General features: G+C 44.4%; 21 protein-coding genes and 1 pseudogene. 8 read left to right on the forward strand and 14 right to left on the reverse strand.

What is annotated here, in order from left to right:
* Positions 1 to 277: 277 nt before the first annotated feature.
* Positions 278 to 1,138: a PEP-CTERM sorting domain-containing protein gene (locus QUB20_RS00995; RefSeq protein WP_333242371.1), complete on the forward strand. Its 861-nt coding sequence runs from the start codon at positions 278 to 280 to the stop codon at positions 1,136 to 1,138.
* Between the two features lie 89 nt (positions 1,139 to 1,227).
* Here QUB20_RS00995 and QUB20_RS01000 read toward each other — a convergent pair whose 3' ends face one another.
* The 3 genes from QUB20_RS01000 to QUB20_RS01010 all read right to left on the reverse strand — a co-directional run bounded on the left by QUB20_RS01000 (position 1,228) and on the right by QUB20_RS01010 (position 4,805).
* Positions 1,228 to 2,007, reverse strand: coding sequence for an ABC transporter ATP-binding protein (locus tag QUB20_RS01000; protein WP_333242373.1), 780 nt, complete (start codon positions 2,005 to 2,007; stop codon positions 1,228 to 1,230).
* 89 nt (positions 2,008 to 2,096) lie between these two features.
* Positions 2,097 to 2,912 carry an SAM-dependent methyltransferase gene (locus QUB20_RS01005; protein ID WP_333242374.1) on the reverse strand — a complete coding sequence of 272 codons (816 nt, stop codon included), beginning with the start codon at positions 2,910 to 2,912 and terminating at the stop codon, positions 2,097 to 2,099.
* A 273-nt stretch (positions 2,913 to 3,185) separates the two neighbouring features.
* The gene (locus QUB20_RS01010; RefSeq protein WP_333242375.1) at positions 3,186 to 4,805 is read right to left on the reverse strand and encodes an ABC transporter permease subunit; all 1,620 of its coding nucleotides are present in this window, start codon (positions 4,803 to 4,805) and stop codon (positions 3,186 to 3,188) included.
* Between the two features lie 222 nt (positions 4,806 to 5,027).
* Between QUB20_RS01010 and QUB20_RS01015 the strand changes: the two genes are divergently transcribed.
* Positions 5,028 to 5,600 carry a Uma2 family endonuclease gene (locus tag QUB20_RS01015; protein ID WP_333242426.1) on the forward strand — a complete coding sequence of 191 codons (573 nt, stop codon included), beginning with the start codon at positions 5,028 to 5,030 and terminating at the stop codon, positions 5,598 to 5,600.
* Positions 5,601 to 5,882: 282 nt separating this feature from the next.
* Positions 5,883 to 7,505 (forward strand): glycosyltransferase family 39 protein, encoded by a 1,623-nt coding sequence (locus QUB20_RS01020; RefSeq protein WP_333242376.1) that lies wholly within the window; start codon positions 5,883 to 5,885, stop codon positions 7,503 to 7,505.
* 466 nt (positions 7,506 to 7,971) lie between these two features.
* Here QUB20_RS01020 and QUB20_RS01025 read toward each other — a convergent pair.
* From QUB20_RS01025 to QUB20_RS01045, 5 genes and pseudogenes are all read right to left on the reverse strand, one after another.
* Positions 7,972 to 8,191: pseudogene (locus QUB20_RS01025) on the reverse strand (IS701 family transposase); the annotation flags it as partial.
* A gap of 112 nt (positions 8,192 to 8,303) precedes the next feature.
* Positions 8,304 to 9,380, reverse strand: coding sequence for a branched-chain amino acid ABC transporter permease (locus QUB20_RS01030; RefSeq protein ID WP_333242377.1), 1,077 nt, complete (start codon positions 9,378 to 9,380; stop codon positions 8,304 to 8,306).
* Between the two features lie 210 nt (positions 9,381 to 9,590).
* Positions 9,591 to 10,952, reverse strand: a complete 1,362-nt coding sequence (locus QUB20_RS01035) for a branched-chain amino acid ABC transporter substrate-binding protein (protein ID WP_333236260.1) — start codon at positions 10,950 to 10,952, stop codon at positions 9,591 to 9,593.
* A 190-nt stretch (positions 10,953 to 11,142) separates the two neighbouring features.
* Positions 11,143 to 11,499, reverse strand: a complete 357-nt coding sequence (locus QUB20_RS01040; RefSeq protein ID WP_333242389.1) for a type II toxin-antitoxin system RelE/ParE family toxin — start codon at positions 11,497 to 11,499, stop codon at positions 11,143 to 11,145.
* The gene (locus QUB20_RS01045) at positions 11,492 to 11,746 is read right to left on the reverse strand and encodes a hypothetical protein (RefSeq protein ID WP_333242392.1); all 255 of its coding nucleotides are present in this window, start codon (positions 11,744 to 11,746) and stop codon (positions 11,492 to 11,494) included. Before QUB20_RS01045 ends, QUB20_RS01040 begins: the two co-directional genes overlap by 8 nt.
* Before the next feature lie 198 nt (positions 11,747 to 11,944).
* On the opposite strand from QUB20_RS01045, the gene QUB20_RS01050 reads away from it, so the two are divergent.
* Positions 11,945 to 12,310, forward strand: a complete 366-nt coding sequence (locus QUB20_RS01050) for a nucleotidyltransferase family protein (protein WP_333242395.1) — start codon at positions 11,945 to 11,947, stop codon at positions 12,308 to 12,310.
* A gap of 80 nt (positions 12,311 to 12,390) precedes the next feature.
* Here QUB20_RS01050 and QUB20_RS01055 read toward each other — a convergent pair whose 3' ends face one another.
* The 5 genes from QUB20_RS01055 to QUB20_RS01075 form a co-directional block, all read right to left on the reverse strand.
* Complete coding sequence (locus QUB20_RS01055; protein WP_333242398.1) at positions 12,391 to 12,879, reverse strand: hypothetical protein; 489 nt, start codon at positions 12,877 to 12,879, stop codon at positions 12,391 to 12,393.
* A gap of 129 nt (positions 12,880 to 13,008) precedes the next feature.
* Positions 13,009 to 13,998 carry an AAA family ATPase gene (locus QUB20_RS01060; RefSeq protein ID WP_333242401.1) on the reverse strand — a complete coding sequence of 330 codons (990 nt, stop codon included), beginning with the start codon at positions 13,996 to 13,998 and terminating at the stop codon, positions 13,009 to 13,011.
* Positions 13,995 to 14,666 carry a nicotinamide riboside transporter PnuC gene (gene pnuC, locus QUB20_RS01065; protein ID WP_333242403.1) on the reverse strand — a complete coding sequence of 224 codons (672 nt, stop codon included), beginning with the start codon at positions 14,664 to 14,666 and terminating at the stop codon, positions 13,995 to 13,997. Before pnuC ends, QUB20_RS01060 begins: the two co-directional genes overlap by 4 nt.
* A 21-nt stretch (positions 14,667 to 14,687) precedes the next feature.
* A complete protein-coding gene (locus tag QUB20_RS01070; protein WP_333236268.1) occupies positions 14,688 to 16,139 on the reverse strand; it encodes an NAD(P)/FAD-dependent oxidoreductase in 1,452 nt (483 codons plus the stop codon).
* Between the two features lie 127 nt (positions 16,140 to 16,266).
* Positions 16,267 to 17,298 carry a glycosyltransferase family 2 protein gene (locus tag QUB20_RS01075; protein WP_333053256.1) on the reverse strand — a complete coding sequence of 344 codons (1,032 nt, stop codon included), beginning with the start codon at positions 17,296 to 17,298 and terminating at the stop codon, positions 16,267 to 16,269.
* A 798-nt stretch (positions 17,299 to 18,096) separates the two neighbouring features.
* On the opposite strand from QUB20_RS01075, the gene QUB20_RS01080 reads away from it, so the two are divergent.
* Together QUB20_RS01080 and QUB20_RS01085 are read left to right on the forward strand one after the other, a co-directional pair.
* Positions 18,097 to 18,219 (forward strand): hypothetical protein, encoded by a 123-nt coding sequence (locus QUB20_RS01080; protein WP_333053255.1) that lies wholly within the window; start codon positions 18,097 to 18,099, stop codon positions 18,217 to 18,219.
* 21 nt (positions 18,220 to 18,240) lie between these two features.
* On the forward strand, positions 18,241 to 18,609 hold the full coding sequence (locus tag QUB20_RS01085) for a hypothetical protein (RefSeq protein ID WP_333291092.1): 369 nt from the start codon (positions 18,241 to 18,243) through the stop codon (positions 18,607 to 18,609).
* A gap of 173 nt (positions 18,610 to 18,782) precedes the next feature.
* Here QUB20_RS01085 and QUB20_RS01090 read toward each other — a convergent pair whose 3' ends face one another.
* On the reverse strand, positions 18,783 to 19,322 hold the full coding sequence (locus QUB20_RS01090; RefSeq protein WP_333053253.1) for a Dps family protein: 540 nt from the start codon (positions 19,320 to 19,322) through the stop codon (positions 18,783 to 18,785).
* Here QUB20_RS01090 and QUB20_RS01095 point away from each other — a divergent pair.
* The gene (locus QUB20_RS01095; RefSeq protein WP_333053252.1) at positions 19,322 to 19,564 is read left to right on the forward strand and encodes a hypothetical protein; all 243 of its coding nucleotides are present in this window, start codon (positions 19,322 to 19,324) and stop codon (positions 19,562 to 19,564) included. The genes QUB20_RS01090 and QUB20_RS01095 overlap by 1 nt on opposite strands.
* Positions 19,565 to 19,729: 165 nt before the next feature.
* A complete protein-coding gene (locus QUB20_RS01100) occupies positions 19,730 to 20,026 on the forward strand; it encodes a hypothetical protein (protein ID WP_333053251.1) in 297 nt (98 codons plus the stop codon).
* Positions 20,027 to 20,115 lie beyond the last annotated feature (89 nt).

Below are 20,115 nucleotides of genomic sequence, written 5' to 3' on the forward strand. Positions count from 1 at the left end.
CTAATTATAAAATTTTATTGCATTTATTTAAAATCAAGCTTTTTTAGAGTAAACAGTAATTTTACTTAGATCAAGACCCGCCCTAGCTCCCATAGAATCTATTTTTAGTAGCTGTGGCGATCGACTTTACATAATTTTTACTTAAAAATACGATTTCTTGACAGTAGCTTTACAAAAATCTTTAAGTAAATAGGTAGTATTGATACGTAAGCGAAACCAACCGCTACAACTTACTAATAACAGCACTTAAAATGTTTCAAATTTAAGGAGATTTACCATGAAATTCCATCACTGTAGCGGAACGATCGCATTTTTATTAGCAACTCCTTTAGTAACCAGCTTGAGTGTAGGTATAGCGCCCAGCCGTGCTGCCACACTAGCCGGTTCTGCAGCAGCAGTAACGATTGATAACTTCAGTCACACCCCGACTGATACAGGTACATCTACTAACACTAAAACTCAGACAATAGCTAACAGCGGTGCAGCCATTAGCCAAGCAAAAGCTGAGGCATTTTTTATATCTAACTGTCACGAATTGCTGGCAACAAATCTCTCGCAAAGTGAAGTCATAGGCAGCGGGACTAACTATTTCGGTGTAGCCCAAAGTCAAGCAGCAGTGATCGGCGACTTCTCTATTAATGCGAGAGAAACTTTTTCCTTCACGGTTCAGACTATTTTACATCTTTTTACATCTGTTAGTAATCCCCAATCAGAACGGGCTAGCGCCCTAGGCAGTATATCTTTTTCATTAATTGATACTGTTTCTAACATTCTTTTAGAATCCTTTGAACTTGGGATCGGTTTGCACTCTTTTAAAGCCCCGGAATTGAGTGTGTCATACAACCTCGCTGGAAACTTTAATCCAACACAAATTAATTTTGCTTTTTTGGCTGAAGGTAATACAAAAAGCCTGAGCTTGTATACTTCGGGAGTGTATTCGCGGACTTTTGACAGCACCACTAATTTAAGATTAGTAGAAGTTAAGAACAATATGGCAGTGGCACAATCGCAACCACTTTCCGAAGCCGAACCAGTTCCAGAACCTACTACTATATTAGGCACTGCCCTATTTTTCTGTTTCCTGGCGAAGGGGAGAAAATTTAAGAATCAATTCTCTGAAGTTAAATCAAAAGTTTAGGAATGATGCAAAACATCTAAGGATCGTCAACTATCGCTGTTAGATAGGCGACTTCTTATTAAAGAAGTCGCCTATCTAGTTATTCTGTATTATCCATGTCCATCTTCTTCTTTTCCCAAATAGGCCTCAATCACGCGAGGATCTGCGCGAACTTCGGCCGGAGTTCCCTCAGCAATTTTAGTACCGTACTCCATAACACTCACGCGATCGCTAATTCCCATCACCACTTTCATATCATGTTCAATCAGCAAAATACTCAAATTCAACTCATCGCGAATTCGGTAAATAAAGCGAGTTAAATCAGCCGTTTCGTTCGGATTCATCCCCGCCGTAGGTTCGTCCAAAAGCAGCACTTTCGGATCGGAAGCCAAAGCCCTGGCAATTTCCAATCTGCGCTGGTCTCCGTAGGAAAGGTTTTTTGCCAACTCCGGGGCTTTAGCAGCACCTAAACCGACAAAATCAAGCATAGTGAGCGCTTTTATTTTAGCTTCCCGCTCCTCCAAATTCGCAGCGGGAGGGCGGAGGATTGCACCCAACAAACCTGTTTTCAATCGGCAGTGTCTACCTACTAAAACATTATCCAGGACAGTCATGTTGTTAAACAAGCGGATATTTTGAAAAGTTCTAGCAATGCCGAAAGTTGTCAGGCGATCGGGAGGCAAACCCGTGATATTTTTCTGTTCCAAAAGCAACTGACCGCCACTCGGTTTGTAAATACCCGTAAGCATATTAAAAAAAGTAGTTTTGCCCGCACCGTTGGGGCCGATCAAACTGGCGATCGAGCCTTTTTCCAAGGTTAAACTAACCTGGTTGACGGCAGTCAAACCACCGAATCGCATTGTAAGTTGCTGTGCTTCTAATAATGACATTTTGGTTCTGTTTTCTAAGATTTTATAGTAGTGCGATCGTCCTCGTCACAAGCTTTCACGCACACGAATCAATTCGGGATTGGGAGATTTTAGGGCATATTCTCTAACGTACAGACAAAATAGAACTTAAAAAGATTAGATTCGATCGAACAGCCAGGGCGATATTGTGCGTGTAAATCGGCAGTCGAAAAGTTTTCAATAACTTTGAGATTGAGTTTGTCAGCCAAAGTTGCAATCTTTTCAAACCCAGTAATCCAGGGTGCATACATACTTTCGTATTTATCTATGTAATCATTGATATCTTGGTAGCCCGTGGTTCTCAAAATTACCTTTTCCGACATATAATCAAAGGACAATCGAAAATTATCAACATTGTCGCGAATTTGTTCTAATACAAATATTACATCTTTTTTGTCAACCAAAGTAGTGTTGCCTTCCCACAAAAAATATGTCGGTCGAGCGAAATCAAATTCACTCGGTTTCAGCAAGGAGATTAAACCGTCTTTTACGTAATCGCCGGGGATGTAGCGAACATGGGCAGTAACTTTGTTAGCTTTGAGAGTTTCTTCTTTTAATTGAAGAGTCGCACGATCGTCTATTTCAAAATAAATCACTCCTTCTCCATTAATTCTAGCAGCGCGAGTATCCAAGCCCGAACCTAAAATAACTACTTGCTTGCAACCTCCTAAAATTTGGTTTGACAAAACATCATCAAAATATTTAGTCCGCAACTTAACCATTTCTTTAGCTGCGGGAGAGTTGTGAGCTATTTGGTGAGCTATTTTTTTTGTTTCCTCATTCAGCCAGATTTTTACTACATGATCAGTATAGAGAGGAATTTCCTCTTCATTCTCTTCTGCTCTAAACTCCGCAACGATAAAAGCCGTACCAGTTACATTGTTCATGGCTAATCTTTCACCCTTACTAAGTAGTTGGTTACAAATAAACATTAGATGGGGACGGGGTTTTTACACCCCTAAACTCCCTTGTATCTGAGATGTTGCACCATTCTAAATAAGGTTTTTATGAACAGGCTTTCCGGCCTGTTCCACAAAGAGTGAATTTTATTGTGGAACAGGCCGGAAAGCCTGTTCTTGAGAATGGTGCAAAATGTGAGTTGCATCCTAGATTCTTAGCTAAACCACCTACAAAATACTATGTTTTTTGTCCTTACCTACTTATTGACTTCTCGCATCTGCTAAAGACTCATTGCTCGCTTCACCATCAGAATGCAGTTCAGCTTGGTGGATCTTATCAGGAATCAGCCCCTCCGGCCGCACGAGCATCATGACAACAAGAGTTAGGCCGAATAGAAATAAGCGCATTTGAATCGGGTCTAAACTGGTGGCCAGAAAGTCTCGCAACTGGGGAATTGCAATCCTGGGGAGTACAAAAGTATTCAGAAAACCCTTGAGGACTTGCGCTAATTGTGGCAGATAAAGCCGATCGGCAGACATGATAATGATAGCGCCCAAAATCACCCCGGTCATATTGCCCAAACCGCCTAAAATCACCATACACAGGATGATTACCGACACCGAAAAATCGAAAACGCTGGGAAAAATCGCGCTGATATAGGCGGCGTAAAACGCGCCTGCAAAGCCCGAAAACGTCGCTCCCATCGCAAAAGCCGAAAGTTTGGTTTTGACCAGGTTAATCCCCATCGCACTAGCCGCTAATTCATCTTCGCGCATGGCATTCCATGCCCTGCCCAAGCGGGAATCTCGCAACCGCGAAATCATGAAGTAAGCGAAGACAACTAGCAGCAAAATTAGGTAGTACCAGGGAAAGTAGTTGCCGGTGCTGAAAGTGCCGACGATGGGGAGAGATGGACGCCCGATCGGGTTTATGCCCGCTTCGCCGCCGGTGAGGTTAAAAGGTCGATCGCACCCAACCAGACACAGCACCAACTCAGGTTTACCCAACAGGGAAGCAACAATCTTCGAGACTGGTTCATCAATCCGAATCGCCGTTAAATTCCTAAAGACAACCGGGATAATTTCGCCAAAACCGAGGGTAACGATCGCCAAATAATCGCCCTTGAGCCGCAGTGTGGGAATACCCAGGATTACACCCGCGATCGCAGCTACACCGGCCGCGATCGGCAGTACCACCCAAAAGTTCCAAGTAATATTTAACTGTCCAGAAGATAGCAAAGCTGTCGTGTAAGCGCCGATCGCAAAAAACGCCGCATATCCCAAATCCAACAATCCCGCAAAACCCACAGTAATATTCAAACCCAGCGCCAACATAATAAAGATTTGAATCTGTACTACAGTAGCAATCCAGCCAGTCTGAGCCTGAATGTCGATAAACGGAAACAGAATTAGAATAAAAGCTAATGTCACCAGAGTGGCCAGCCGCTGGCGTTCTCCCTGCAAACCCTGCAAAGCACCCATTAACGTAGCTGTCAAAATTGCGATAGCCCAACTCCAAATCCCGTACCGCAGCGTCGTCGGCAAAGCCACAGCAGATTGACCAGACAAAGGTCTAATCAAAACCCCTTCTACCACACTCGCAACTAACAGCCAAAAGCCCAAACCCCAACCCGCCAAATTGCCGATATACGCACCCATTTTCGGGTTGTAAACCTTCTGTTTTTGACAAGCGATGAAGCCAGCCGCCGTACCCATCAGCCAGCCGATGACACTGCCGCTCCAACCCCCGAATAGGAGGACGGTAAAAGAGGCGATCACTCCTAGAATACCGCTCGATTTAATTGCTTTTAGGCGGACGGTAAAATAGGCGATCGCTAGAATACCGATCGATTTAATTGCTTTGATTATTTTATTTGACATAAGGAAGAAGTTCGGTAACGGATTCTGTAACGGATGTAACGGATGTGAGGAAGAGGTAAGAAAAAAATTAGATCGTTTTCCATCGATTGCTGGTTTTGGGAACTGGCGATCGGGCTAGCTACAGTTTAGAGTCTTTTGAGTTCGATTATTGCACCAAAAGTGAGGAAACTTCAAATATACTGGAACTGTTACCGCAACACACTTCAAACGGGCGATCGCTATATGGTACAAGCACCTCAAAAAACTATCACCCTCGACGAGTTTTTGCAACTCGCAGAAACCAAACCCGCTAGCGAATACATCAAAGGTGCGATCGTCCAAAAACCTATGCCGCAAGGAAAACACAGCAAACTACAAGGAAGACTCGTAACAGTCACCAACGACATCGCAGAGAAACCGCAAATTGCCCTAGCCCTACCAGAACTTCGCTGCACGTTTGGTGGACGTTCTATTGTGCCCGATGTCGCGATTTTTGTTTGGAATCGCATTCCCCTAGACGCTGACGGCGAAATTGCCAATACATTTAATGCTCACCCAGACTGGACAATAGAAATTTTGTCCCCAGCCCTAAGCCAAACCAAAGTCACAAACAATATTTTGCACTGTTTGAATGCCGGTTGTCAGATGGGTTGGTTGCTCGATCCCGATGAAAAAAACATTTTAGCCTATCCTGCAGGGCAGCAACCGATTGCATTGCAAGAACCAACAGATATACTCCCGACGCCCAAATTTATGCCGGAAATGCAGTTGACTTTAGGCGAAGTTTTTGGCTGGCTCAAACCAGGGAATATTTAATTGGGCGTACAGTATTCCACTCAATTGAGAAGCGCTCTCTTAGATTTGGAAATAAAAATTTAATGTTGCCGATCGCCCCATTAAGTATTTTTTCAGTAGTAGGAAGATGACAGCGAACGCTGACTATTTTTCATCCTTAACATATAGTTTAAGCTTTTGCTGCTTGACCAATATATCTTCCAATGTGTAAACTTAGCTAGCTAGCGCTGCCCTTGTCTAGGTTCCACTAGCTTACTGCGTAGCTTTACAGGTCAGATATTTTTTTATATCATCAGATATCAAATGAAAATTCCAATTTATAGGAACACCACTTATCTCCTGATATCAATTCTTGTAGTGGCAGCTATTTTGCGATTGATTAATATCAATCAGCCATTTATTGATAGCTTTAGTTGGCGGCAGTCAAGCACAGCCATGATGGCAGAAAATTTCTATCGCAGAAATTGGAATATCTTCTACCCTGAAGTTAGCTGGGATGGGCCTGGGCCTAGCTATAATGGACGGGAATTTCAAACAGTTACTTATATTACAGCCCTTCTCTATACTTTATTGGGACAGCATGATTGGGTGGGACGCAGCGTCGTTGTCCTGTTTAGCTTGTGGGGAATATTTGCCTTCTATCAGTTAGTTTCGCGTATTTGGGATCGGGATCGCGCTCTTATGAGTGCCGCAATTCTCGCCATTTTTCCAGGAAATATATATCTGGATCGGTCTTTCCTTCCCGACCCGGCAATGGTTGCATTAGTTGTCACAAGTTTCTGGATGCTGATTGCTTACCTACAAACTGACCGCTGGTACTATTTATTACTTGCCACCCTCTTTGCAATTTGGGGCTTTTTAACCAAACTACCAGGTTTAATCATTGGCATTCCGATGCTCTATACAATATTGGTTGTCCTGGGTCATCGAGGATTACTGCGCCCGAAAAAGCTGATAGTAATTGGAGTAGCTGCTATTTCCATCCTCCTGCCAGTAATTGCCTATTATTTGTGGGCGAGACATCTTTCTCTCACCTATCCACCTTACCACTTTGCTGGCAGCGGGAACTGGCTTTGGGATAGTCAGTTACGTGAATGGTGGCAACAAAAATATTTCTTTCCTAAACTATATAATCATATTTATAACTGGCTTTGGACATATCCCATCATGATCCTTGTTGCTATTGGTTTGTTCCTTCCTCCTCATTATAAACTTCCTACCCCGGAATCTGAGGAGCAGTCAAGTAATGTAGCTGTACCAGTACCAGGGATGTTTCATTGGTGGATACTTGCTTTTGCAATTTATTACTTCATTGGCGCTCAACAGCTCGTCGCAAATCCCTCTAACTTAAATATTATCAACCCAGCCGCCGCCGCTCTAGCAGGAAATGGTTTGATGGCACTGGCTTCCTTCGCCAAGCGAGTCGGAGGTTCATCTTCCACATTAGCCCTCATAACGGCAATACTACTAATCATTTCTGGAATTGGTTATAAACAGTTAAATAAATCGTGCTATTATCCTTGGGCAAAAGATGGCTACGAACTAGGGATAGCTTTGCAGCAAATAACTCAACCAAGTGACCTTGTTGTTACCATAGCTAATCGTGGAGGTGGCGATCCCGTCGCTATCTATTATAGTCAACGACGTGGCTGGGTTTTTCCTCCTCAGAGGTATCAAGGCAGCATTGGAAAAAATAGGGTGGGTTGGGAAGATAAAATAAAAGATGATACTTTAATTGTACTCTTGAAAGACCTGATTATCCAGGGAGCAGATTGGATGGGAATTGTTAAATATGACAATAATCAAATAGCAAAAGATAACCCTAAATTGGTTGCGTACATTCAAAAAACATTGGAACTCTATCAAGAAACACCCAACTGGGTTATTTATCGAATTCCTCCCAAACTTAAAACAACCCAGCGCTAGAACCATGAGACTTTGGGGTCTTCTTTGTCGGCAGTAGATTGTTGAGATAGCATGAGTGAGCGGGTCACTGGACAATCCATATAAGCTGTTGTGCATTTAAACTGTGATACAAGCATTACCCATGAGGGGGTGACAACAAGAGTCAAAACATTGATATAATCAAGGACATAGCCCTCATACCCCTCTAAAAAAATCGTAGTTTAGTGCGCCTAATTCCGATTAATGAGCGTAATAATGTCTTGACTTGCATTCCATGCCAACTCCCTCCGCAACGCTCGGCCCAACATTGACCGTATAATCAAATCTAAAAACTACTATGGCCACGTATCGAGCGCCCGTATTCAGTTAACCTACCCACCTATTTTTGAATTCCCATTGTCTTGATTTTTTGACCTTGAATCACAGCACAACTTTAAGCAATGGCTATCAATAATATCAAATTGCTGACGGGTTAACAACCCCGTCAGGGCGCAGCAGTTAAAAAATGGTGTAATTTGTGGTAAATTACTCGCCAAGGCGTTTGTCGCCATCTGCGAGAGGTTTTTTCGCTCCCGATAGCCCAATAATAATCCGCCTAAATAGTTCCTAAACTCCCGTTTTTGGGCTTGATGACCAAAGATATCGTCAAATCTTTGACACCATTTATCCAAGCAGGGGGGCATCGCGGCGGGGGTCGTCTCTTTCATTGCTCATTCTTTAACGTTATATGCTTGCTCTTCAAGCATTAGAACTCATTTAGCTCGTATTTTTTGTTGAAGTCCCGATAAGTATCTCTTGCCATTTTTTCAACCAGCACCTTCAAACCTTTTCCTGAACATTCTCTCCCAACAAACCGCCTGGCCGAAAAGCCAAAATCACCACCAAAACCCCAAACACCCAAGCATTAGTCCAGCGGCTCGACAAATACTGATCGCTCAAAGACGAAAGCAACCCAATCAAAACGCCTCCTAACATCGCCCCGACAATATTGCCAATCCCCCCCAAAACCGCCGCCGTAAAAGCCCTCAAACCAGCCGTAAACCCCATCGTAAAAACAATAGTATTGTTGTACAAACCCACCAAAATACCCGCAGAACCCGCCAAAGCTCCCCCAATCAAAAAAGTCAGAGCAATAATCTGATCGACATTAATCCCCATAATTTTAGCAGCATCGCGACTTTGAGCAGTTGCCCGCATCGCCTTTCCCAGACGAGTGTATTGCACAAACACATGAAGCAAAACCATCAATACCACCGCCACTACCAACACAATTAAATCCTTGGTAGTAAATACAATACTCGTTTGAATTCCCAAAGCTTTAAAAATATCAACTCGCGGCAACAAATCGGGAAAGCTTTTCGGCGCAGCCGAATTAGAACCCATCACCGGAATAAAAGCTTTTAATCCTCCCCAAAATAACCCCATATTTTGGAAAATAAAAGAAACTCCGATAGCCGAAATTAAAGGAGCCAAACGGGGAGCATTTCGCAAAGGCCGATAAGCGTACTTTTCCACAACAATATTGAGTCCAGCACAAAAAACCGAACATACAATTAAAGCAACTAACATCACCGGTATAGCAATACCTAAAGGTGCGCCATCTTGAATCCCAAAAGCCCCGAACACGGTTAGGGAAGCAAAAGCACCCAACATATACAAATCGCCATGAGCAAAATTGATTAACTCAATAATGCCATAAACCATAGTGTAACCCAAAGCAATAATTGCAATCAGCGCGCCGTTGACAAGACCAACTAATAATTGTTGAATCAAAACTTCAGGATTGCTGACTATTTCTCCAAGGATTTTTGGCAAATCAAATCCTGCGATCGGGCCTAATAGCAAAACTATATAAACTACACCTAGATATAAGAGAATACTTTTCCAGTTCTTCATGTTTTTGAGTAATTGGGAATTGGGAATTGGGAATTGGGAATTGGGAATTGGGAATTGGGAATTGGGAATCGAGAATCGGGCATGGGACATTGGAGGGAGAAGGAAAAAGGCATAATTTTTTATTATCCCTTCTTCCTTCTTCCTTCTTTCCGATATCCGTTACAGCCGTTATAAAATCCGTTGCCTAACTTCCCTCTGCCCTCTAATTAATTATTCGGTCTTGAGCGCATTCACGAACTCCCACTTGCCACCTTTAACAACATTTCCTGACATTGTAGTCAAGCTCGTGTCGCCGTTGGTGTCAAAACTCCAAGTGCCTAGTACCCCGTTAAAATCTTTAGTTGCCAAGACAGCTTCGCGGATAGCAGCACGGTCATTTTTGCAAACTTTATTAATTGCGCCGATCGCAACTTTAGCAGCTTCATAGGCGTAAGCTGCATAAGCTTCCGGTTCAGCATTATATTTTGCCTTGTAACTTTCGTACCACTTCGCGCCCGCACCAGTCAATTCTTGAGGAGGCAAGCCGCCAAAAGTAGCGTAAATTCCTTCGGCATCTTTGCCCGCCGCGTCAATTAAAGCTTGCTCTTTAATGCCGTCGGGCCCCATGAACTTAACTGCATCAGGCGTCATTCCGACATTTCTCATGTCTTTAATTATTTGTCCGGCATTGCTTTGAGTAGTGCCACCGAAGTAAATCAGGTCGGGATTTAAAGCTTTGATCTTATTCATTAACGCCTTGTAGTCGCTAGCTTTAATATCAATTCCCTCTCTTCCGAGGACTTGAATTCCCAACTTTTTAGCAGTTGCTTCAAAAACATCAGCGATGCCTTTGCCGTAGAGTTCTTGGTCGTCGAGAATGTAGACTTTTTGTACGCCCAAAGATTTCGCCCAGTTGCCAGCTACAGCCCCTTGAAGGTCGTCAGCGGGGACAACGCGGGTGAAATTACGAGTGCCTGTGGGATAATAAACGTTAGGTTCTTTGGCTTCACCTTTTCCTGGTTTAGTCAGTCCCGGATAAGTGTTGGCCGGACTGATCATGACGATGTTAGCTTGGTTGAGCACGGGAATGGAAAGTTTGGCGGCACCGGAGTTATAGTGACCGATGACGGCAACTACCGAAGCGTCAGCGACGGCTTTGTTGGAATTTGAGGTTACTTGGGCCGGGTCCCATTTGCCGGCGGCGGCGGTGGCGTCATCGAAAACTTCGTATTGGATTTGGATTTTGCCGTCGCAAGCTTTGGAGTTGGTTTCGGCGAGGGCTTGTTGGATGCCGTTGACCATTGTTTGAGCTTGACCCAAGGCGCTGCCTGTCATGGGCAGCATGGAGACAATTTTGACAGTATTTGGGTCTCCGGGGCTGCTGACTGCGACGGGAGTGGCTGCGGGACTGGTTCCGGGGCTGCCTCCGGGAGTTGTGGCGGTGGGTGCTTCAGGATTTTGACAGCTAGCGCACAGAGAGGCTATGCCGGCGGCAAAAAGTAATTTCCGCAATCCTCCGACGCCGAGATTGTGTGTTGAGTTGATTGTTGGGGATGTGGCACTTTTGCCCCCTGACTTCTTGGAAAAGTTCATAGGTTGGTTTGTTTGTTGCTGGCGTTTTTGCATATTTTTCACTCTAGTCAGTATGTAGTCAAGAGTTAGCACAAGTTTAAAAAATTTGTGTCAACTCTCAAAGATACACTGCTGCCGCCAGAAGGTCGGGACTTGGGCCATATATGATATCAATGTCGGCGATATCTAAAGTTTAGACTTGAAAAATGTCTTATTCGCCTGGTTCTGCGTGGTATTGTGCGATCGCAGTTTGGATTTCCTCGGCCGAGACGTTTGCTTGTTCTGATTTCGAGTAAATCAGGTGTAAAACAACCTGAGTCGGTGATTCGACTTGATAAATCAAACGATAACCACCGCTCTTACCAACTTGGGCATCACTGTTTTTAGCCCGGACTTTGTAAACGGTGTATGGGGTGCCTGTAATCTGGTTTCCGATGAAGTTTCCTTGGATAATCTCATCGAGGACGGGCTGAACATCGGTTTGAATTTGGCGATACTTTTTAGCGAGTCCTTTGAGGCGACGTTTGAAAAGTGCCGTGAATTTGAGTTGGACTGGCATCTCAGACATTGATGCCGTCCCAGAGCTCCTCGATGGGGAAGGTTTGTCCCGCTTTGGCTTGGTGGAGGGAGGCTTTCAGGTCAGCGAGGATTTTGTCGTTGGAGTCGGTGTCTGAGTCAAAATCCGAGTCGAAGTCTGGGGCGATCGCGGTCTGTGTCCGACTGGTCAAAAATTCCAGGAATGTCAGGGTTTGCTCTAAAAGCGATTCAGGAGTCCGTTCGATCGCTTCTAGAAGGCGTTGTTTTATCGGCGACATAAGATGACCTCTCAATCTAGCTCCTCTCATCTTATCAGTAAGTCTAGTAAATTTTGTTTGCATCGAAAACTTAAATGTGTCTGGGATGCTCAAGTGTGGTAAATTAGCGGCTGCTATAGCAATGCTTGGATTCTCTGAATTTTGTAGTCTGAGGTTGACTCGCCCATGATTGAGTTACAAGCGGATTTATAATATGTAGTGAGCGATCGATTAAAAGTCTCTTTAGATGCGATCGCGCAATTTTGCCAGCGCTGGAACATAGTCGAGTTTGCCCTGTTTGGCTCGGTGCTGCGGGATGATTTTCGCCCCGATAGCGATGTAGATGTATTAGTTACTTACGAGCCATCCCACCGCCTCACGCTGTCTCATTTATTGGGTATGCAGGAAGAGATAGAGAATTTATTTCATCGTCCTGTAGATTTGGTGGAAAAAAAGCTGTTAAAAAATCCCTACCGGCGATCGAACATTTGGAAAACCTATCGAGTGATTTATGCCAGCGGGATATCATGCCCGGTCAAATTCCTCCGCTTAGCGCTTGAGGGCGATCGATCCGGTTTGGAGTGAGGACTTTAGTCGGCAGGATCGAAGGACTAAAGTTCTCACTACAAACTCATCTTAATCGATATCATTCAATCGGACATCAACTACGGTAGCTGACCTAATTTTTGAGTAAGAATCCCTTCAGCCACTTCGTAATCCTTTCCGAGGAGGTAAGCGAAATGATAATAGCTGGCAAGATAGAAATCGCAACCAAACTTCTGATAGCGATCGCAGATCGCCAGAAATCCATAACGGGCATCGCTGGGCTCTGCGAACCAATCGCGATGGTAAGAATCCTGAAGAAACAGGGTGAGTGTCTGTTGGTCAGCACTCGGAATCAATCGAATGGGATGGATGCTGGCATGGTGCGATCGCGGCACTGGCAGCAGCAGGTTATACTCTTCAACTGTGAGAAAATCTGCCAGACTATCTTCGGATCTCTCAAAGTAGGATTGCTCCGGTAACTTGAGAAAATGGTGCCACGCCATCCAAAATTCGTGTTTGCTATCAAATCCTGGATCGATATCTAATCGCCACTGTTGATCCTGACATAAATCATCGAGAACATCTTGGGGCAAATCCGTGAGTTTCATGAATCGTTTCCCTGCAATCCTTTTAACCACCTAGTTCGACTATTCTAATAGATATCTATAGAAGCAAGAGATATTTCAAAAGAGCGATCGCCCGCAAATAAAACCTGGGCGATCGCACTCCACTTATTCCTAATTCTCTAGCTCCTTTAACGGTTCAAACACCAACACTGAATCGATCGCCCCAATTGCCTCCGACATTCGCAACTCGTGCGTTCCTCCCACAGTAATATACCGCTTTCCTTTCTTCTGAAGAACCTCAACAAACTGCTGGTGCATAGTCATTCGTAAATGTTCGCTTTCTCGCGTTCCATCCTGAACAAAGCCGAAATCCGGCTGAGTCAAAATATACAAATCGCAGCGGCGGCTGTCTGCAATTTGCTCGACCATCGGGTGTTCGGAACCAACGTAACGTTTGTGCCAAATACAAGTAGCTAAAGAATCTGTATCGCAGATAATGACTTTGTTAGCGCGAGTAGCAATATCGTCTTCTATAGCAGCTTGTTTCTTGGCAATTTCTACAAATTCATAGCTGTCCCAAATTTCAGGTTCGGGCGAATATTGCCTGCCTTCCCAGTAACACCTGCCGTATTCGGGAACCCAAGCAGTTTGGTAGTGCTGTGCGAGCGATCGTGCCAGGGTAGTCGTGCCGCTCGATTCTACACCCAGCACGCAGACTCGTTTGGCAAAGTAGGCTTTGGCTGGGGGAGTCAGCATTTGCCAGTGTTCGGCTAAGTGCGATCGCAATTGCGTTCCAGAAATCGGGAATTTGAGCCGTTCGCGATCGACTGCACAGTGTTGAGCTCCCATCAGTTTTGCCCAAGGTTCCCCGTAATCTTCTGAAGTAAAACCGATATCGGGTTTTCGCCCGGAAAGCACCTCAAGAGTCCTCTGAGCCCAAGGTTCGGGGGCTTCCGGCAAATCGTCGAGCACTTCGATAACTTCTGCGTCGGGATGCAAAAACCGAATCCAGTCGGCTCTAACGCTTCCTGCAACTGCTTGATTTGTCTTGTAACAGGCGAGAACGATTAAACGGTCAACCTTTTTTTTAGCTTCTCGAATTAAGTAGTCGTGTCCTTTGTGGAAGGGGTAAAATTTGCCTACAGTAACACCGAGTATCATAAAGATTGCTGCTGTTTTAACTTTTGTTCCGAGTAAATCCGCTGAAAATTTTGCAGTCCGAAAATTGCCATTAAGCAAAATATCGCGTACAAAATACTCGTCAGATATAGCCCGCGCGAGGCATACAAGGGAACGTAAATCGTGTCTGCAACAATCCACAAATACCAGCTTTCGAGATAGCGTTCCATCAGGTACAACTGGGCGATCGCGCTTAAGATGGTGGTCAGGGCGTCCCAAAATGGTGCCGCACCGCCCAAATATACTAATACTGTTCGCAAGCCAAATACACCAACTGTAACGAAGACTGCGGTGAGGATGAGCCAGCGTTGGTCCATGCGAGATACAGGTTTTTCTGTGCTGTTTTCGCCACCCCGCAGCCAAATATAAATTGCTTGCAAGCTGGTGATTAAATAGAAGAATTGAATCGCAACTTCGCCGTAAAGTTTAACTTGATAAAACACCGCAGCGTAGGCGATAACTCCGATTAAGCCGATCCACCAGCCTAGGGGATTGTTTTTAGCAAGCAGCCAAACGCTCCAAGCAGAAGCGATCGCCGCGATCGCTTCGATTAAGTCGAGTTGGATAGGGACAAACCACTGCACTGAAAGCAGGAGCACGAAGATGCTTGCTGCGAAGCCGATTAAGTTTGGCAGGTTCGCTTTTTTCATGGCAATCCCTATTTCGGCTGGCTATGTTGACTGCGAAATCAAATCCGAATCCTTTTTGTCCTTTGAGCGATCGACACTAAAATCTTCATAGTACGATCGCTCAGTATTCACATCCCACAAATCGTGCTTTTCGCCGAGAATATTTCTCACAGCCAGCATCCCCGTCAGCATGGAATGGTCTTGGTTGTTGTATCGGTGCATACCGTTTCGCCCGATCGTCTGCAAATTCTCAAATCCCTTCAAAAAACCTTCAAGTACCTGCAAGTGTCCTCGATATTCCCCATCATAAACTGGATAAGCTTTAAGTTGCCGTATGACAACTCCATCTTCCACCTCAGCAGTTGTTGCTAACCCCAAACCCACCAACTCGCGAGTTGCTAATTCGATAAGTTCCGCGTCCGACATTTCCCAAATCTCGTCGCCTACGCTACAGAAATATTCCATTCCTAAACAACTTTTGCTGGCATCGGGAACTAAAGCGGCGCTCCAATTTTTAAAGTTTTGAATTCGTCCAACTTTGGCTTCGGGGGAGTGAATGTAAATCCAGTTGTCAGGAAACAAATCCTTGCGATCGACAATCAGCGCTACAATCAAAAAATCTCGATATTTGAGCGATCGCGCGGCGTGCAACACCTCTTCGGGGGGCTGCGGTTTCATTCTTGCTACCAGCGCCGATATCGGCATACTCGTAATGAAATTATCCGCCGAATATTGAACTAATTCTCCGTTTTGCTCCGCAGTAATACTTTTAATCTTATTACCTTCACGCTCAAAGCTAATCACTTTAGTATCGAGATAAACTTTGCCGTCTTTATTCTCCACAGCTTCCGCGAACTTTTCCCACATCATCCCCGGCCCCAAAGCCGGATAATCAAACTCTTTGATTAATGTTTTAGTGTCGTTGCTGCCAAACAAAGCATTAATAATTGCTGTCGTCAGCGACAATCCTTTAATCCGCTGCGCCGCCCAATCTGCTTGAATTTCCGAACAAGGAATGCCCCAAACTTTTTCAGTGTAAGTCTTAAAAAATGTTTTATACAAGCGTTCGCCAAAACGATTGATAACCCATTGTTCAAAAGTTTTTTCTTCCGTAAGTGGCCAAATTCTCACTTTCAGATAACTCAAAATAATCAGCGTACTCTCAATTATGCCCAAATTAAAGAGAGTATTGAAGGCACTAATCGGATAGTTGAAAAATTTACCTCGATAAAAAATTCGCGACAATCGTGGCACTTTAATAAACTCATTTCCCAGTACCTCTTGCCACAACTGCTGCACGGCTTCAACTTTAGTATAAAAGCGGTGGCCGCCAATGTCGAAACGATAGCCTTTGTAGGTTTCTGTGCGAGCTATTCCCCCAACTTTATCACCTTTTTCTAGTACAACAGGGATGATGCCTTCCTTGACTAGCTCGTAGGCAGCAGTCAAGCCCGCAGGGCCTGCACCGACGATCGCAACCGGATAATGTTTCACTCAGCCTACCTCCAGCTTTTTTATCGAACCATACAATTATTTATAACTTGTCCAAGTTACAGATGCACCCGTGAATACCCTGAGAACCTATTGAGCTACCTGATTTTGAAGGACAATTTGCCTTGATTTATTGAGCGGATACTGGCAAGCTAACTTTGCCAGTCACAGGCTTTTTTTGGTATAAGTAGCGACCCGTGCCGATCGCGAATGCCAGTCCGCTGTAAAAGTAGAAAAGCCAGTGCCACGGAATAGTTTTCAGGGCAAATAGGATACCGTGTTTACGGTGAAAAAATCGGTAAAGCGGTGCATTAATTGCTACCAGCGGTATTGCCAGCAAACCAGCCAGTAGCAGAAAGCTCACCGACCAGCAGGTTCCCAAAGTTGCCAGCAGGACTGCATAAGTTAAAATCACGCTGATGCGGTTTGAAACTTGCAAGTTGAGGTCGTTATTCAATTTGCGATCGCGCCAAATCAGTTCTGTCCAAGGCAGCGCTCGGTAGAAAAAGTCAGCTTTCACCATACCCATAGGCTTCCACCGCTTTAAATGCTTCACCTGCAATGTTTTGCACAGCCGAATGTTATAACCTGCTTGTTTCAAACGGTAGCCGAACTCAATATCTTCGATCGAAGCTTGGCGGTAACTCTCATTAAAGCCGCCCATCTGCAAAAAAATTTCCCGACGAATCACTCCGCAAGCGCCCCAAAAAGTCGAAGCTTCTTCGTTACCTGTTTGGTGCACGTAGTGGTGCAGCAAGTTCCTGTACTGCGATAGAAAATCAGGATCTCCGGGAGCATCGTCGTAAGAGCCGATGAAAGCAGCTAAGTAGGGATTATTTTTGAACACCGATATCGCATAGCCCACAGCTTCTGGACAAACAGCGACATCAGCATCCACAAAAAACAGAATATCTCCCTTTGCAGCCTGGGCACCCAAATTTCTGGCGCGCGCTGGCCCTCCGCATTCGGGAATCCTGATCACTTTGGCGCCGAATTCCTGGGCTAGACGCCAAGAACCGTCGCTTTCACCATCTGCTACTACAATAATCTCGATCGGCCTGGGCACAGTTTGAGCCAGTTTTGACAAACAGGTGCGGAAGTAAGAGCCCCCGTTGTGGACTGGGATAATAACGGATACAGTGGGGTCGGCGGTAGAAATCATTACCTAAATTGTTTAAATTGCAGGGGCTAAAATTTGCTGGAATTTTATGGGTGCTACTTTACAAAGGGTAAAATCAGCTCTACTTTTTTATTTATAACTCGATTTTTGTTGATCTTCAACTATATTTTTTGCTGGTATTCTCGATTTAATTTTCCCCATTCTTACTTCTATTTTACGCCATCTCTTGCTGAGAGTGACCTGATGTAGACAACACCTTTACAAAATCTTTAAATATATCATTGTTTGTGTAAACTTCGGAAAAAGCCCCTGCAGCATTTTGGTGTGGCTGTGTTGCCATACACAAGACTTTGATTTTATAAGTAGGCACACCGTATAAAATCCAACATCGTTTATACGGATACCCACGAACTGTCAGGACTTGCGCGGTACAATTTCTTTTACAGACCTCATCCGCGAGTGACTGCTGCCCCAAGTCTCGATCGCGACTGCGGACTCAATGCACACTTTATGACTTTTGGCAATATAATTTAAATATACGTCTTAAAATTTCCGACACTGTACGATCGAGCTTTGGTAATTTGCTAATATACTCTTAGCTAGTTCCCTTTGAACCAAAACTTTTACATAAACAAGTTTTTATATTACATGAAAACCTTCCAAAACACTTTAAATCAGCCCTTAGTTTCAGTCATCATACCAGCTTAGGAATGAGAATTAAATAACTTAGAATGCGTGATGGTTCTTGTGGGATGGGCGTCCCGCCCGTCCAGAAAGGGGGGCGGGACGCCCAACCCACTTTCATTGTGTAAATTATTTAATTCGCGATCCTATGCAGCAATGGCAAAATCTCACTCTTTAATTATGGCAGATATCCGGCAGCAACATCCCGAAATTCCCAGCAGCATTTATCGCTGCTATAGCAGCAACTTTTACATTTACTTAGGATCGCGAATTAAATAACTTACAATTTTAATTATTATTGTGGGATGGGCGTCCCGCCCGTCCCACTTTCAAGAGTGGAAGTTATTTAATTCTCATTCCTTAGCTGTCAAAAGCAACCGCAGTGGCAATCACCGGAGTACATTATCTTGGCTGTATCGAGCGTTCAAAGAAGATTTATCAATGGCACTTTTGCGCCATAATTTGTATCTGCTGTCAATAGAAAGTATATTAACAATAATAGTTACAGCGCCAACTGAAGCTGGGTTAGAGTTAAAAAAAGCATCAGAATCGAGTGAAGGGAGGACAGTTGCTAGGATTGAGGCGCGAACGAAAGCTCACAGAATGTTGCCATCGCAGGTATACGAAAGAATGCGATTCAATAGTTTAGGAAATCGAAAATCTACATAAACCCAAAATTGAAAAACCCGGTTTTTTGAAGAAACCGGGTTTTTGAGGAAGCTAGAGGGCGTTTAATTCTGCCTGGTTGGTCGATCAAGAATGAGGAAAGAGGGTTAAATAAAAAAATCTAAATTTTCCATTCTTCCTTCTTACTTCTTCCTTCTTCCTTCTACTTAATCTCTCTAAGCGTGAGAAGCTGTAGCAGTTTGAGCTTGCGGCTGCTTACCATCTGGCGCAAGGGATTCCCCTTCAATAAACGAGCGCAACATCCAAGCCATTTGCTCGTGCTGTTCCATCAAACCCGTCAAAAAGTCTGCGGTTCCGTCATCCTTAAACTCTTCACCGCACTGTTCTACGTGTTTGCGGAGATTGCGAATAATCAGTTCGTGGTCATCAACTAAACGCGCTACCATTTCCGTAGCCAAAGGCAAATCGCCGATATGTTCTTTAATCGAGCCATACTTCAGAAAACCCTCAGCAGTACCAATTGGATAGCCACCTAAAGTTCTCACCCGTTCAGCCATAGCATCGATATTTAGTGTTAACGCCTGATAGTGTTCTTCCCACAACTGGTGGAGCGATCGAAACTGCGGGCCCACTACATCCCAGTGATACTTTTTGGTTTTGATTAACAGCAGATAAGCATCTGCCAAGTCGTGATTCAATAGTTCGATAACGCCTGCACGTTGCTCGTCAGATAGACCTATGTTTAACTTACGCATTGAAAATTGTTCCTTCAAATCTAACTTTACTATTAGAACAAATTTCGCCCGTCACTTACATCAACCCAGAGGACGATCGAAGACGATCGCACTTTAGTAAAATATCTGCTTTTCAGGTTAAAGTAATTGCAATATTGATACCTTTAGATAGATGCACTCAAACTTATTGTTCCGAAGCGCCTTTGTTTGGCGATCACACCGATTGGGCGGCAGGTGAGTCCCCGCTCAATCCCGCTATATAAAAAGGCTGCACTCTGATTGTTAATAAAAATTAAGGAATTTATGCCGAAGGTAACGAACATCACACACACTTAATTGTGCGGGCGGGTTTAAATGACGGCATAACGGACTTGCAATTAAATATCACCCCATTATATCCTAGAAGGCTAGGAAACAGATTTTCGGACATGAGCGGTTCTGATCTGTGTGATTGGGATGCTACAAATGATATTGACTCAAACCCTTCAATCCACGTTCAAGGATGCTGCCAAGAAACAGACGGGCGATCGCCGTCGAAACTTTATGGCAAAAGTGGCGGAAGACCCAGATCAAATACAGCCGTGAAACCCTTTGTCCCATCTAGTAGACGCCGGGAGAAGTTGTGTGCTAGCTTCACCTTCAGGAACACTTGCTGCTGTGACCACCACACCACTAAGCCGAAGGTATCAACCGCAGTGCCGCGTTTTGGGCCCGCAGGTGCATGAAGGCTTTGTCAAACCAGACCCTCTGATGAACCATCGTTGCAGTGACAATTGTTGAAACCTGGTTTTTGGCGGATGGCGTGTCAGGACAG

It is taken from the genome of Microcoleus sp. B4-C2 (assembly GCF_036705265.1).
Classification (GTDB): domain Bacteria; phylum Cyanobacteriota; class Cyanobacteriia; order Cyanobacteriales; family Microcoleaceae; genus Microcoleus.

Coding starts and splice junctions, on each gene's coding strand:
- QUB20_RS00995 (WP_333242371.1), top strand. CDS start 278: ATGAAATTCCATCACTGTAGCGGAACGATCGCATTTTTATTAGCAACT.
- QUB20_RS01000 (WP_333242373.1), bottom strand. CDS start 2,007: ATGTCATTATTAGAAGCACAGCAACTTACAATGCGATTCGGTGGTTTG.
- QUB20_RS01005 (WP_333242374.1), bottom strand. CDS start 2,912: ATGAACAATGTAACTGGTACGGCTTTTATCGTTGCGGAGTTTAGAGCA.
- QUB20_RS01010 (WP_333242375.1), bottom strand. CDS start 4,805: ATGTCAAATAAAATAATCAAAGCAATTAAATCGATCGGTATTCTAGCG.
- QUB20_RS01015 (WP_333242426.1), top strand. CDS start 5,028: ATGGTACAAGCACCTCAAAAAACTATCACCCTCGACGAGTTTTTGCAA.
- QUB20_RS01020 (WP_333242376.1), top strand. CDS start 5,883: ATGAAAATTCCAATTTATAGGAACACCACTTATCTCCTGATATCAATT.
- QUB20_RS01030 (WP_333242377.1), bottom strand. CDS start 9,380: ATGAAGAACTGGAAAAGTATTCTCTTATATCTAGGTGTAGTTTATATA.
- QUB20_RS01035 (WP_333236260.1), bottom strand. CDS start 10,952: ATGAACTTTTCCAAGAAGTCAGGGGGCAAAAGTGCCACATCCCCAACA.
- QUB20_RS01040 (WP_333242389.1), bottom strand. CDS start 11,499: ATGTCTGAGATGCCAGTCCAACTCAAATTCACGGCACTTTTCAAACGT.
- QUB20_RS01045 (WP_333242392.1), bottom strand. CDS start 11,746: ATGTCGCCGATAAAACAACGCCTTCTAGAAGCGATCGAACGGACTCCT.
- QUB20_RS01055 (WP_333242398.1), bottom strand. CDS start 12,879: ATGAAACTCACGGATTTGCCCCAAGATGTTCTCGATGATTTATGTCAG.
- QUB20_RS01060 (WP_333242401.1), bottom strand. CDS start 13,998: ATGATACTCGGTGTTACTGTAGGCAAATTTTACCCCTTCCACAAAGGA.
- pnuC (WP_333242403.1), bottom strand. CDS start 14,666: ATGAAAAAAGCGAACCTGCCAAACTTAATCGGCTTCGCAGCAAGCATC.
- QUB20_RS01075 (WP_333053256.1), bottom strand. CDS start 17,298: ATGATTTCTACCGCCGACCCCACTGTATCCGTTATTATCCCAGTCCAC.
- QUB20_RS01080 (WP_333053255.1), top strand. CDS start 18,097: ATGGCAAAATCTCACTCTTTAATTATGGCAGATATCCGGCAGCAACAT.
- QUB20_RS01090 (WP_333053253.1), bottom strand. CDS start 19,322: ATGCGTAAGTTAAACATAGGTCTATCTGACGAGCAACGTGCAGGCGTT.
- QUB20_RS01100 (WP_333053251.1), top strand. CDS start 19,730: ATGAGCGGTTCTGATCTGTGTGATTGGGATGCTACAAATGATATTGAC.